General features: G+C 72.8%; 11 protein-coding genes and 1 pseudogene. 7 read left to right on the top strand and 5 right to left on the bottom strand.

Annotated elements, in window-relative coordinates; all coding sequences use genetic code 11:
* Window positions 1–87: 87 nt before the first annotated feature.
* From AC5Y4Z_RS04395 to AC5Y4Z_RS04375, 5 genes and pseudogenes are all read left to right on the top strand, one after another.
* Window positions 88–516: pseudogene (locus AC5Y4Z_RS04395) on the top strand (DUF4190 domain-containing protein); the annotation flags it as partial.
* Between the two features lie 38 nt (window positions 517–554).
* The gene (locus AC5Y4Z_RS04390) at window positions 555–1,865 is read left to right on the top strand and encodes a magnesium transporter MgtE N-terminal domain-containing protein (RefSeq protein ID WP_499961105.1); all 1,311 of its coding nucleotides are present in this window, start codon (window positions 555–557) and stop codon (window positions 1,863–1,865) included.
* A complete protein-coding gene (locus AC5Y4Z_RS04385) occupies window positions 1,862–2,404 on the top strand; it encodes a DUF1003 domain-containing protein (RefSeq protein ID WP_499961104.1) in 543 nt (180 codons plus the stop codon). Before AC5Y4Z_RS04390 ends, AC5Y4Z_RS04385 begins: the two co-directional genes overlap by 4 nt.
* Before the next feature lie 100 nt (window positions 2,405–2,504).
* Window positions 2,505–3,764 carry a lytic transglycosylase domain-containing protein gene (locus tag AC5Y4Z_RS04380; RefSeq protein ID WP_499961103.1) on the top strand — a complete coding sequence of 420 codons (1,260 nt, stop codon included), beginning with the start codon at window positions 2,505–2,507 and terminating at the stop codon, window positions 3,762–3,764.
* 36 nt (window positions 3,765–3,800) lie between these two features.
* Window positions 3,801–4,946 carry an Mrp/NBP35 family ATP-binding protein gene (locus tag AC5Y4Z_RS04375; protein WP_499961102.1) on the top strand — a complete coding sequence of 382 codons (1,146 nt, stop codon included), beginning with the start codon at window positions 3,801–3,803 and terminating at the stop codon, window positions 4,944–4,946.
* A 79-nt stretch (window positions 4,947–5,025) separates the two neighbouring features.
* Here AC5Y4Z_RS04375 and tatB read toward each other — a convergent pair whose 3' ends face one another.
* The 4 genes from tatB to AC5Y4Z_RS04355 form a co-directional block, all read right to left on the bottom strand.
* Window positions 5,026–5,421, bottom strand: coding sequence for a Sec-independent protein translocase protein TatB (gene tatB, locus AC5Y4Z_RS04370; RefSeq protein ID WP_499961101.1), 396 nt, complete (start codon window positions 5,419–5,421; stop codon window positions 5,026–5,028).
* Window positions 5,422–6,945: a serine protease HtrA gene (gene htrA / locus AC5Y4Z_RS04365; protein ID WP_499961100.1), complete on the bottom strand. Its 1,524-nt coding sequence runs from the start codon at window positions 6,943–6,945 to the stop codon at window positions 5,422–5,424. It abuts the gene before it with no gap.
* Window positions 6,946–7,032: 87 nt separating this feature from the next.
* Window positions 7,033–7,419, bottom strand: coding sequence for an anti-sigma E factor RseA (rseA, locus tag AC5Y4Z_RS04360; protein WP_499961099.1), 387 nt, complete (start codon window positions 7,417–7,419; stop codon window positions 7,033–7,035).
* A gap of 146 nt (window positions 7,420–7,565) precedes the next feature.
* Window positions 7,566–7,874, bottom strand: a complete 309-nt coding sequence (locus AC5Y4Z_RS04355) for a hypothetical protein (protein WP_499961098.1) — start codon at window positions 7,872–7,874, stop codon at window positions 7,566–7,568.
* Between the two features lie 217 nt (window positions 7,875–8,091).
* Between AC5Y4Z_RS04355 and AC5Y4Z_RS04350 the strand changes: the two genes are divergently transcribed.
* Window positions 8,092–10,668 carry a helix-turn-helix transcriptional regulator gene (locus tag AC5Y4Z_RS04350; RefSeq protein ID WP_499961097.1) on the top strand — a complete coding sequence of 859 codons (2,577 nt, stop codon included), beginning with the start codon at window positions 8,092–8,094 and terminating at the stop codon, window positions 10,666–10,668.
* 126 nt (window positions 10,669–10,794) lie between these two features.
* On the top strand, window positions 10,795–12,597 hold the full coding sequence (locus tag AC5Y4Z_RS04345) for a PE family protein (RefSeq protein ID WP_499961096.1): 1,803 nt from the start codon (window positions 10,795–10,797) through the stop codon (window positions 12,595–12,597).
* Between the two features lie 2 nt (window positions 12,598–12,599).
* On the opposite strand, the gene sigE is transcribed toward AC5Y4Z_RS04345, so the two are convergent.
* Complete coding sequence (gene sigE, locus AC5Y4Z_RS04340) at window positions 12,600–13,349, bottom strand: RNA polymerase sigma factor SigE (protein ID WP_499961095.1); 750 nt, start codon at window positions 13,347–13,349, stop codon at window positions 12,600–12,602.
* Window positions 13,350–13,423: the final 74 nt, after the last annotated feature.

Genomic DNA, 13,423 nt, shown 5'->3' with positions numbered 1-13,423 from the left:
CCGCCTCGGCCATCTTCTCACTTCCGGGCGGCGGATTCGCGGCGGAGTCGCGCGCGGCGCATGGGTTAGGTTGAATCCATGTCAGCTCCCCCCGGCGACGAGGCCACGCCGCCGCCCGGCCGGGACGACTGGACCCCGCCGTGGGAGCCGCCGCCCGGCTATCCCCCGGCCTATGCGCCGCCGGGCTACGGCGCCCCACCACCGCCGCCGCCGCCCGGCTACGGGCCACCCGGATATCCGCCCCAGTATCCCGGCGGGTATTACCCGACGCCGGACTACCCGGCGCAGGCCGGGACCAACGGCCTGGCGATCGCGTCGCTCGTCGCGTCGTTCACCGGGTTTCTGTGCTGCGTCATCGGCTCGATCCTGGCGATCGTGCTGGGCGTGATCGCGCTGAACCAGATCAAGCAGACGCGCCAGGAGGGCTACGGCATGGCCGTGGCCGGCATCGTGATCGGCGTCGGCAGCCTGGTGGTGTTTTTGATCATCGCGATGTTCAGCATCCATTCGCACTAGCCGAGCCATCCGGGTGACGGCTGAATAGGCTCTCACCCATGGGATCGGTCAACCGGGTCTATGTCGCGCGGCTCCCCCGCATGTTGGTGCTGGGCCCGCTCGGCGAGAGCTTCGGCCGCGTCCGCGACGTAGTGATCAGCATCAGCATCGTGCGCCAGCAGCCCCGCGTGCTGGGGCTGGTCGTCGATCTGGCCACGCGGCGCAGCATCTTCATCCCGATGCTGCGCGTCGCGGCGATCGAGCCCAACGCCGTCACGCTCAACACCGGCAACGTGTCGCTGCGCCACTTCGAGCAGCGGCCCGGCGAGGTGCTGGCGATGGGCCAGGTGCTCGACACCCCGGTCAAGGTCAACGACCCCGAACTGCCGGAGCTCGCCGGCCAGGAGGTCGTCATCACCGATCTGGGCATCGAGCAGACCCGGACCCGGGACTGGCTGGTGTCCCGCGTCGCCGTGCGCAGCCACCGCCGCCTGGGCCGGCGCGGCCCCGTGCACGTCGTGGACTGGCACAACGTGCAGGGCCTGACGCCGTCGGCGCTGGCGTTGCCCGGCCAGGGGGTGGCGCAGCTGCTGGACCAGTTCGACGGCCGCAAGGCGGTCGACGTGGCCGACGCGATCCGCGGGCTGCCGCCCAAGCGGCGCTACGAGGTGCTCAAGGCGCTCGACGACGACCGGCTGGCCGACATCCTGCAGGAGCTGCCCGAGGTCGACCAGGCCGACGTGCTGTCCCAGCTGGGCACCGACCGGTCCGCCGACGTGCTCGAGGAGATGGACCCCGACGACGCCGCCGACCTGCTGGGCATGCTGAACCCGACGGACGCCGAGATGCTGCTGACCCGGATGGACCCCGACGAGTCCGAGCCGGTGCGCCGGCTGCTCACCCACTCCCCCGACACCGCGGGCGGCCTGATGACGTCGAACCCGGTGGTGCTGACCCCCGACACGTCGGTCGCCGAGGCGCTGGCCCGCGTCCGCGATCCCGACCTCACCCCGGCGCTGTCGTCGATGGTGTTCGTGGCGCGCCCGCCGACGGCCACCCCCACCGGGCGCTACCTCGGCGTCGTGCAGTTGCAGCGCCTGCTGCGCGAGGCGCCGGCCGAGCTGGTCGGCGGGATCGTCGACAGCGACCTGCTGACCCTGACGCCCGAGACCCCGCTGGGCGCGGTGACCCGCTACCTGGCCGCCTACAACCTGGTGTGCGGGCCGGTGCTCGACGACCAGAACCACCTGCTGGGCGCGGTGACCGTGGACGACCTGCTCGACCACCTGCTGCCGCACGACTGGCGCCGCGACGCGCAGGAGCTGGACACCACCGGCCGAATCGAACGACGACTGGGAGGATCCGGGTGAGCAAATCCTCGGCGCCGCGCAGGCTGTACACCCCGCGAACGTCCCGCCGGTATTCGCCGCGGCTGGACCCCGAGGCCGTCGGGCAGATCACCGAGTCCATCGCGCGGTTCTTCGGCACCGGCCGCTACCTGCTGTTGCAGACCATCGTCGTGGTGGTCTGGATTTTGGTGAACGTGTTCGCCGCGGCGCTGCGCTGGGACCCCTACCCGTTCATCCTGCTCAACCTGGCGTTCTCCACGCAGGCCGCCTACGCGGCGCCGCTGATCCTGCTGGCCCAGAACCGCCAGGAGAACCGCGACCGGGTCGCGCTCGAGGAGGACCGCCGTCGCGCCGCGCAGACCAAGGCCGACACCGAGTACCTGGCGCGCGAGCTGGCGGCGTTGCGGCTGGCCGTGGGCGAGGTCGCGACGCGCGAGTACCTGCGTCACGAGCTGGAGGACATACGTTCTATGCTGGCCGGGCTACTGCCGGAAGGCGCGGACGGGGAGGCCGTGGGGGCGGGTGAAGACGGTGAGCGGGCGGCAAAGAAATCCCGCTAATTATCAAATCCGCCATTGCGCCACTCCCGTCACGGGGGTTATGTATTGTGATCTGGTTCACGAAGCTAAGCAGGTAGTTTCCCGACCTTAGGACGGTCGAGTGCGCATTGGGGGACGCTGGGGTGCACGCCCGGCCGCCGCGGCCGTGCGGCAGCGAGCACAGCGCGCCACGAAGAGCCCGGCGTTCGGCGTCGCGGTGATCACTCCCCTCGTTTTCGCCGGCGCAGTGGGAGGTGCCGCGCCCACCGTCGGCGGCCACGCCCCGCCGGTCCACAGCCAGGTCGCGCCGGTGAGCGCGGCCATTTTTCCGGTCGCCGCGGTGTCGCCGACGGTCCCCGACACCACCGGGCCGGTCGTCATCGCTTTGGACCGCGCGCCGACGGCCTTCCACATCGCCGAGGCCGCCCCGTCGGCGCCGCCGCCGCCGATGATCGTGAATACGCCCGGCGCGCTGGGGATCCCGTCGATCGCGCTGGCCGCCTACCGCAGCGCGGAGATGAAGATGGCCGCCGCCGCGCCCGGCTGCGGTGTCAGCTGGAACCTGCTCGCCGGCATCGGGCGCATCGAGTCGGGCCACGCGGGCGGCGGGGCCGTCGACGCGCGCGGCACCGCGGTCGTCCCGATCTACGGCCCCGCGCTGGACGGCACGCTGCCCGGCAACGAGGTCATCCTGCAGAGCAGCGTCGGCACCCGCCCCACCTACGCGCGGGCCATGGGGCCGATGCAATTTTTGCCCGGCACCTGGGCGCGCTACGCCTCCGACGGCAAGGGCGACGGGACGGCCGACCCGCAGAACATCTTCGACTCCGCGCTGGCCGCCGCCCGCTACCTGTGCAGCGGCGGGCTCAACCTGCGCGACCCGTCGCAGGTGATGTCGGCGATCTTGCGCTACAACAACTCGGTGCCCTACGCGCAGAACGTGCTGGGGTGGGCCGCGGCGTACGCCACCGGCGTGGTCCCGGTCGACCTGCCGGCGCTGACCGGGCCGCCGCCGCCGCTGGGCAACGCGCACGACGAGAACCCCGAGGGGCTGGGACCCGGCCTGCCGATGAACGTCATCGGCCTGCCGACCGACGATCCGTTCGCCCGCACGCCGCTGATCGACCTGAGCGGAACGCAGCCCACCGTCGCCCAGCAGCCGATGTTCCCGTGGATGACGCCCCCGCAGCAGCAGTCGCCGACGCAACTGCCCGGCTGCACCGTGATCTGCATCGGCTCGAACATGCCGACGCCACCCGCCTTCGCGCCGCAACCGTTCGCGCCGCCGCCGTTCGCGCCGCCGGCGTTCGGGGCGCCACCCCCGCCACCCCCGCCCCCCGCGCCGCCGGCGCCGCCGGCCGGGCCGCGCCCGGGCGCCTGACCTGCCGGCAACCTCGCACGCCTACACTCGGGCGTGATGTCCAGTCATGATGCCGCTGACCTGAGCGCGGCCGTCCGCACCGCCCTGGGGAAGGTGATCGACCCCGAATTGCGCCGTCCGATCACCGAACTCGGGATGGTCAAGAGCGTCGACGTCGAGCCCGACGGCCGCGTGCACGTCGGGATCTACCTGACCACCGCCGCCTGCCCGAAGAAGACGGAGATCAGCGAGCGCGTCACCGCCGCGGTCGCCGACGTGCCGGGCACCGGGGCGGTCAAGGTCACCCTCGACGTGATGAGCGACGAGCAGCGCACCGAGTTGCGCAAGCAGCTGCGCGGGGACGCCCGCGAGCCCGTCATCCCGTTCGCGCAGCCCAACTCCCTGACCCGGGTGTACGCCGTCGCCTCCGGCAAGGGCGGCGTCGGAAAGTCAAGCGTCACAGTCAATCTCGCCGCGGCGATGGCCGCGCGCGGGCTATCGGTCGGCGTGCTCGACGCCGACATTCACGGCCACTCCGTGCCCCGGATGATGGGCAGCACCGACCGGCCCACCCAGGTCGAGTCGATGATCCTGCCGCCGATCGCCCACGAGGTGAAGGTCATCTCGATCGCCCAGTTCACCGAGGGCAACACCCCGGTGGTGTGGCGCGGGCCGATGCTGCACCGGGCGCTGCAGCAGTTCCTGGCCGACGTCTACTGGGGTGACCTGGACGTGCTGCTGCTCGACCTGCCGCCGGGGACCGGCGACGTCGCCATCTCGCTGGCGCAGCTGCTGCCGAACGCCGAGATCCTGGTGGTGACCACGCCGCAGGCGGCCGCGGCCGAGGTCGCCGAACGGGCCGGCAGCATCGCGCTGCAGACCCGCCAGCGCGTCGTCGGCGTGGTGGAGAACATGTCCGGGCTCACGCTGCCCGACGGCAGCACGCTGCAGGTGTTCGGCGAGGGCGGCGGCCGGCAGGTCGCCGAGCGGCTGTCGCGCGCCGTCGGCGCCGACGTGCCGCTGCTGGGCCAGATCCCGCTGGACCCGGCGCTGGTGAGCGCCGGCGATTCCGGCGTGCCGATCGTGCTGAGCGCCCCCGATTCCCCGGCCGGCAAGGAGCTGCGCAGCGTGGCCGACAGCCTGTCGTCGCGGCGGCGCGGCCTGGCCGGCGTGTCGCTGGGGCTCGACCCGACGAAGCACTAACCCCCTCCCCGCGAGCGGCCGTGTCGGTACACCGACACGCCGTCGAGGGCGTGCATTTGGGGTCGCTCGCGCCCCAGGATCAGGTCGCGTCGGCGTCGAACGGCGCCGGCCCCGACGGCCCGGCCGCCTCAACAGGCCCAGAAGGCTCGGCCGGCTTCGGCGGGGCGCCGTTCACCGGCTTCTCGAAGTTGCCCGTGAAGAACGAGTCGTCGCCGTCCAACAGATGCTTGGTCAGCGCGGCGCGCGGGGTCATGCCGCGCAGCTTCTGCAGCTCGGACAGCGGGCCGCGCAGGTCGTCGAACTCGGGGCCGATGTCCTCGCGCAGCTGGTTGGTCACGCCGGACAGGTAGTCGCGGGCCTGGCGCAGCGCGGTGGCCGACCAGCGGATGGCGCCGGGCAGCCGCTCGGGGCCCAGCACCAGCAGCCCGACCACCACCAGGACGAGCATTTCTCCCCAACCGACGTTGGCGAACATCTAGCCCTTGTCCCCGTCGGGTTTCACCGTCAGCGTGACGTGCCGGCCGTCGCGGACGACCTCGATCGGCGCGTCCTGCCCGATGGTCAGCTGCCGCACGGCGACGACGAACTCGTCGGCGTCGGCGACCTTGCGGCTGCCGACCTTGACGATCACGTCGTTCTCCAGGATCCCGCCCTTCTGCGCGGGGCTGCCCGCCTTCACGTTGGCGACCTGGGCGCCGGCCGCGATCGCGTTGCTCACGCTGCGGGTGCTGACCCCCAGCGTCGGGTGCACGATCTTGCCGTCCTTGATCAGCGTCTGCGCGACCTGCTTGGCCTCGTTGATCGGGATCGCGAAGCCCAGCCCGCTGGCGCTGTCCGACAGCGACTTGCCCGCGGTGTTGATGCCGATCACCTGGGAGTTCATGTCGATCAGCGGGCCACCGGAGTTGCCGTGGTTGATCGATGCGTCGGTCTGCACGGCGTCGATGACGGTGTCGGTGTCGGAGCCCTCCCCGGACAGCGGGACGGGCCGGTGCAGGGCGCTGACGATGCCGTGGGTCACGGTGCTGCGCAGGCCCAGCGGCGCGCCGGCGGCCAGCACCTCGTCGCCGACGCGGACCTTGTCGGAGTCGCCCAGCTGGGCCACGCTCAGGTTGTCGACGTTGTCGACCTTGAGCACCGCCAGGTCGGTCTTGGGGTCGCGGCCGACCAGGTTGGCGGGGACCTCCTTGCCGTCGTTGAACACCACCGTCGTCTTGAACTGGCTGGGGTTGTTGGCGGCCTCGGAGATGACGTGGTTGTTGGTGACGATGTAGCCGCGGCCGTCGACGACGACGCCGGAGCCCTGCATGCCCTCCTGGTCGCTCTTGGACTCGATGGTCACCACCGAGTTGGCCGTCGCCGACGCCACCTTGGCGAACCGGCCCGCCGGCGACTCCCCGTTGTTGCTGGTCGACAGCGTCACCTTCGAGGTGGTGAAGGCCTCGACGACCTCGGCCGTCTTGCGGCCGATCACCCCGCCGATGGCGCCGATCACCAGCGCGATCGCCAGCAGGACGGCCAGCGCCAGGTAGGACACCTTGTTGCCGAACAGCACGTCGCGCACCCCGAGCTTGCCGCGGTAGCCCGGCACGCCCTGCGGCCCCGACGGGGCCACCGCCGGGGTCCCCAGCGCGGCCCCGGCGCCGGGGTCGCGCCACGGGTCGTCGGCGCCTTCGGGCTCGGCGCCGTCCTTCTCGCCGGCCAGCGCGCCGGCGTCGATCGGGTGGCGCTGCAGCGAGTCCGCGGTGCCGGCGGGCCGGCCGAACGCCTCGCCGAGGACGGGATCGGCCGGGCGATCGCGGGGGACGTACTCGACCTGCTCTTGGTACTTGCGCGGGCGGACGCGCTCGGCGACGAAGGAGCCGCGCAGGCCGGTCGGACGGCTGAACGTCTGAGCCGATGCGGCGTCGACCGGCGGCCGGGAGATGGGGCGCGGCGGCAGGCGCTCCGCCCCGTTGGCGCCGCTGTCGTTACCGCTGTCGTTGCCGTCGGAGGTCACATCATCCCCTCGAAACATGCCGCTTACCGGCCGGTTCGGGCCGCACGGCCGTTGTCCGTGTCCACCCTAGTATCCACGGGTGCGGCGCTATCGGCGCTTGCGCTGGTCGCGGTCGTCGAACTCGGTCGCGGTGTCCTCGTTGGACGGGTCGGACGGGTAATGCGGAATTTCGGACAGCAGCCCGAGCAGGTTGCTGGGGATGCGGATCGGGCGGGAGTCGCGCAGCGCCGCACGCGCGCGGCTCTGGTCCTCGACCTCCGCGGCGCAGTCCGGGCACAGCGACAGGTGGTGCGCGGCGCGCAGGTGGGCGTTCATCCGCAGCTCGCCGTCGACGAACGCCGCGATCGCCTCGATGGACAGGTGCTCGGTGGACCGGAACCGGCGCGGCGCACCGACGGGCGCGTCACTCTGCGAGGCGAACTGTGCGGGCAGCCAGGAGAACGCGCGGCGAAACACCTCTCCTCGCTCGGCCATACCGGATCCCTTCGTCGCACACTTATCCCTCGAATGTAGCGCGAGGTAGTGCCGATATCGCGGTGATAGCCCGCCGAACGTGAATTCCGCGACACAATTTCGGCGCGTCGCGTCGCGAAATTCACGCTCGAGGGATCAGCGACGATTCACGGCCACGGGAAGCCGGGCGACGGTGGGGGCACCTGGGACGGGTCGACTTCGACGAAGTTGTACATCGGGCCCGACGGGCCGCGAGTCACCGTGACCGCGAACCAATGGCACACGCTCAGGTCCGTTCCCGCCGGGACCGGAACCGTGTACTGCCAATGCCCCGGGCAGTAATGCCAATACGACGGGCCGGCCTGGGCCGGCGCCGACAGGCCCAGTCCGGCGGCCGCGAGCCCGCCGGACAGCAACACGGTTGTCGCCAGCCGCGGATGCGGCCGCCGGCGCCTCGCCGCGACCAGTTGCGCCATCGCGCACCTCCCACTGATCCGAGCCAACGCAAGTCGCGCGCCCGGGCGGTGACGCGACTACAGTGAATCCGCATCATGTCCGGATGTGCGTTTGCTGGGGCCGCTGGATTTTCCCCGCCCGCCCGGGGCGCTTGCTGTCTAGCCTGCGCCGGCGGACGGATGCACTTGATGGGCATTTTTGCCCCTTCTTGGACGCCCGCTTCCCGGCCGGGCCGCGATGACTAGCCAGAACCGGACCGGTCTGGCGGAGCGCCTGCTCGAGCGAGAGGCGGTGCTGGCCGAGCTCGGCGGACTGGCTCGCGCACCGCGGCGGGCCGCGGGCCGGATGGTGTTGCTGCGCGGGGAGGCCGGGGTCGGCAAGACGGCAGTGATCAACCGGTTCACCGCGGGGCTGGAGCCATCGGTGCGGGTGTTGCGCGGTTGGTGTGACCCCTTGGGCGCGCCGCGGCCGTTGGGTCCGCTACTCGACACGCTGGTCGCGCTGGGCCCCGCGGCCGACGGGCTGGCCGCGGCGATCGACGCCGCCGACACCGCGGCGATCTACCGTCGCCTGCTGTCGGCGTTGCGCGACGGGCACCGGTGGGTGTGGGTGATCGAGGACGCGCATTGGGCCGACGGGGCCACCCTGGACCTGGTGCGCTTTGTGGCGCGGCGCATCGAGTCGTTGCCGCTCTTGCTGGTGGTGTCGTATCGCGATGACGAGCTCGGCGGGCAGCATCCGCTGCTGGTCACGCTGGGGGATGTCGCCCGGTGCGCGGGGGTGCGCCGCGTCGAATTGGATCCGCTCAGCCGCGAGGCGGTGACGGTGCTGGCGAGCGGCAGCGGGCTGAACGGCGAGCAGCTGCACGAACTTACCGGCGGCAACCCCTTTTTCGTCACCGAAGTTTTGGCGGCCGGGGCCGACGCGCTGGCCCGAAACTCCCTGCCGCGCAGCGTTTCCGAGGCCGTGTGGGGCCGGCTGGCCGGGCTGTCGGCCGACGCCCGTGAGACCGCGCGGGCCGCGGCGGTGTGCGGGCCCCGCGCCGAGGCGGCGTTGGTAAGTCGCGTGTGCCCGGCGGCCCGCACAGCGCTGAGCGAATGCCTCGACGCCGGGGTGCTGGTTGCCGACGGGAACGCGATCCGGTTTCGCCATGAGTTAGCCCGGCGCGCCACCGTGGACCGCATCCCCGACTACAAGCGCACCGAGCTGCACGGCCGGGCCCTGGCCGCGCTGGCCGAACCACCCGTCGATCCGAACACGTTGGCGGCGTTGGCATTTCATGCCGATCACGCCTGCGATCAGCAAGCGGCCATACGGTTCGGCATCGCCGCCGCGCAGCGAGCCAGCGGATTGGGGGCACACCGCCAGGCCGCCGAGCTGTACGAGCTGGCGCTGCGGCACGCCGACGACGTCCCCGCCGAGCAGAGGGTGGAATGGTTCGAGCAGCACGCGTTCACCAGCTACGCGGGCGGCCGGGGCGACGCGGCGGTGGCGTCGTGGCGCGAGGCGGCCGCGCTGCGCCACGACTTGGGCGATCGGCTCGCCGAAAGTGAGGACCTGCGCTGGCTCTCCTACCAGCTCTTCCCGGTGGGCCGCACCCGCGAGGCCGCCGACGCGGCGCGGGCGTCGCTGCGGCTGGTCGAGGACGCCGGCCCGTGCCCGCAGCTGGCGTGGTCCCTGGCGAACATGGCCGAGTTGGGCGTGTGGAGCTTTGACCCGACCGCGGCCGACTACGCCGCCCGGGCGATCGTGGTGGGCACCCAGGTAGGTGACGACGCCGTCGTCGTCCGCGCCCGCGGAATCGCCGCGCTGACCCACGTGCTGCGCACGGGAATTGGGTGGGACGAGCTCGAATCGGCCTGGCGCGATGCGATGGCCATCGATGCGCACGGCGAAAACGCGGCCATGCTGGGCAACAACATCTGCTGGATCGCGGTGCTGCACCACGACCTCGATCGCGCCGACCGCTACGCCGCGGACAACCTCGCCTACTGCCGGGAACGCAACCAGTTCGCGTTCGAGGCGTTCACCGTCGGCATTTCCGCGTGGGTCGACCTGCGCCGCGGCGCATGGGAACGCGCCCGCGCCGGCGCCGAGAATGTCGCCACCCGCCCTGGGCTGATGGCGCTGCTGCGGATCTTGCCGCGGCTCACCCTGGCGCTGCTGACTGCTCGCCGGGGCGAGCGACCCGTCGCCGCGCTGCTCGACGACATCGCCGCGCACTCCGACCCCAGATTGATGAGGCTCTTTCCGGTGCAGCCGGCGCGCGCCGAGCTGGCGTGGCTGGCCGGCGACGACGACGCCGCCCGCGTCGAAGCGCAGCGCGCGTTGGCCAAACCGGGCGCCGACCGGGATCCGTGGGTGGCGTGGCAGTTGCGGCAATGGGCACAGCTTCCGGTCGACGGCGACTGGCGGGCCGCCGCGGCCGAATGGACCCGCCGCGGATGCCCCTACGAGGCCGCCCTCGCCCAACTCGCCGGCGATGCGGCAGCCGTCGAAAACGCATTGGCAACGTTCCGCCGCCTCGGCGCGCGGGCGGCCGCCCGCCGCGCCCAACACCGTCTCACCGATCTGCGTGGCCGCACCCGCCGCAGCCGCCGCTCCGAGATCCTCGCCGATCCCGACGGGCTGAGTCGGCGCGAACGCGAAGTACTCGAGCTGATCGCGGCCGGGCACAGCGACGCCAACATCGCCACCAAGCTGTCCATCAGCCCCAGAACCGTGGGAAAGCACGTCGGCGCGATCTTGGCCAAACTCGGCGTCGACAACCGCACCCAGGCGGCCACTCACGCCCGCACAGCGCCCACGCGGTAACAACTAAATGGGCAAAATTGCCCATCAACCGAAGCAGCCAGCCGCGCACACTTCACATCGAGCGCCCAGGCTGATGCTGCCGTCGGCACCCCCCGCCTAGGCCTCACGAGTCCGCAGGAGGCGGCGATGTCCTGGGTTAGTGCGGCGCCGGAGTACTTGGCCACTGCGGCAACTGATTTGGAAAACATCGGCGCCGCGCTCCAAGCGGCCCACCTGACGGCGGCGGGCCCGACGACGGCGGTGCTGGCGGCGGGCGCCGACGAGGTGTCAGAGGCGGTCGCGGCGCTGTTCGGCGCACACGCCCAGGCCTATCAGGCGGCCAGCGCCCAGGCGGCCGCGTTTCACGGGCAGTTCGTGACGGCCATGACCTCGGGCGCGGCGGCGTATGCCGGTGCGGAGGCCGCCAACGCGGCGGCCGTGGTCAACGCGCCCGCCCAGGCGCTGTTCGGGCGCCCGCTGATCGGCGACGGGACGCCTGGGGCGCCGGGGCAGGCCGGCGGGCCGGGGGGATTGCTGTTCGGCAACGGCGGGGCCGGGGGCGGCGGCCTGCCCGGCCAGGCGGGCGGCAACGGCGGGGCCGCGGGGTTGCTGGGCAACGGCGGGGCCGGCGGGGCGGGCGGGGCCGGGGCGGCCGGCGGCGCCGGCGGCAGCGGCGGCTGGCTGTACGGCAACGGCGGCGCGGGCGGCGCGGGCGGGGCCGCGCTGGCCGGCGTCAACGGCGGGATTCCCGGGCACGGCGGCGCCGGCGGCAACGCGGTGCTGTTCGGCGCCGGGGGCGCCGGCGGGCAGGGCGGCACCGGCCTCACCGGGGCCAACGGCGTCAACCCGACTCTGAGCGGGCAGGCGGCCACCGGGGCGACCGGCCCCGCCGTCTCGGCGAACAACACCAACGTCACCGCCACCAACGGCGCCGACGGCGCTCCCGGCGGACTTGGCGCCACCGGCGGGACCGGCGGCACGGGCGGCGCGGCGGACGTCCTGACCGGCACCGGGATCGCTCAGGGCGGTAGTGGTGGAACCGGAGGCGCCGGCGGCAACGGGGGCGCCGGAGGGTCCGGCGGGACCGCCGCCGGACCCTCCGGCGCCGTCACCGGTTTCGCCAACGGCGGTTTCGGCGGCAACGGGACCATCGGATCGGCGCCCGGCGGTGCGGGTGGCGCCGGGGGCCCGGGCGGCTTCGTCCTCTTCGGCAACTCCAACCTGGGCGGCTTCGGCGGCACCGGCGGCGACGGTGGCGCCGGCGCGGCCGGCGGCATCGGCGGCATCGGGGGTGCGGGCGGCAACGGCGGCCACGGTGGCCTGCTCGTCGGCAACGGCGGGGCGGGCGGCGCCGGCGGCACCGGCGGGATCGGCGGCGGCGGCGCCCTCGGCGGCGCGGGCGGCACCGGGGGCTTCGCCGGGGCAGCCCTCGACGGCACCACCATCTCACTCGGTGGCGTCGGTGGCACCGGCGGCACCGGTGGCACCGGCGGCGTCGGAGGCACCGGGGGCATGGGTGGCCAGGGCGGTGACGGCGGCGCCGCCGGGCTGATCGGCACCGGAGGTAACGGCGGCTTCGCCGGGTCCGGTGGTGCCGGCGGTATCGGCGGCACCGGCGGTGTGGGCGGCAGCGGTGGCAACGGCGGCAACGCCTCGGGCGCCCCGACCAGCGACGGTCAGCTGGGCGGCAACGGCGCCGACGGCGGCACGGGCGGTACCGGGGGCAACGGCGGCGGCAGCGGCCTGGGCGGCGCGGGCGGGCGCGGCGGGTCGCTGTTCGGCGATGCGGGCATCAACGGCGGGGCCGGCCAGGGCGGCCTCGGCGGCGGCGGGGGCACCGGTGGGGGGTTCGGGACCGGCGGCAAGGGCGGCGTCGGCACCAGCTTCACCGCGAACGACGGCGCCAACGGCGTCGCCGGCGGCCACGGGGCGTCGGGCCAGGACGGTTAGGGCTAAGCCGACGTGGCGTGCTCGGGGTGCGCGGCCAGGTAGTCGCGCAGCGCCTGGCGTCCGCGGTGGATGCGGCTGCGCACGGTGCCCAGCTTCACGCCCAGGGTGGCGCCGATCTCCTCGTACGACAAACCCTCGATGTCGCAGAGCACCACGGCGGCGCGAAACTCCGGCGGCAGCGAGTCCAGCGCCGCCTGCAGGTCGGGCCCCAGCCGCGAATCGTGGTAGATCTGCTCGGGGTTGGGCTCGTCGGCGGGCACCCGGTCGTAGTCCTCGGGCAGCGCCTCCATGCGGATGCGGGCGCGCCGGCGCACCATGTCGAGGAACAGGTTGGTGGTGATGCGGTGCAGCCAGCCTTCGAAGGTGCCCGGCTGGTAGTTCTGCACCGAGCGGAAGACCCGGATGAACGTCTCCTGGGTGAGGTCCTCGGCGTCCTGCGGGTTGCCGGACAGGCGGTAGGCCAGCCGGTACACGCGGTCGGCGTGCTGGCGGACCAGCTCGTCCCACGACGGCATCGTCGCCTTGTCCCCGGTCGCGTCGAACACCGCGGTGCCCTGCAACTCCTCGGTCGTCTCCACCCATTCGTCGTCGCGGCAGTCCTGGGCGTGCGACATGGTCGTCGGGCTCAAAAGCGCTGTGGTGATTGGGTCCTCCAGGTTCGGCAGTTCTTCGACGGCGTCAACGCGAAGCTGCCAGTGCGTATTCCCATTCCGGCGAGTTGTATTCCCGGTCCCCCGAACTCCGCGCTCCATAGGAGATACCGTCGCCCATCGGCGTATACGCGGCATAGGAGCAACCTGAGGTTTGCCTGAGAAACCAGATCGTT

The sequence above is a fragment of the Mycobacterium sp. NGS63 genome (assembly GCF_059812295.1).
This window is presented reverse-complemented; position numbering and strand designations above follow the sequence as displayed.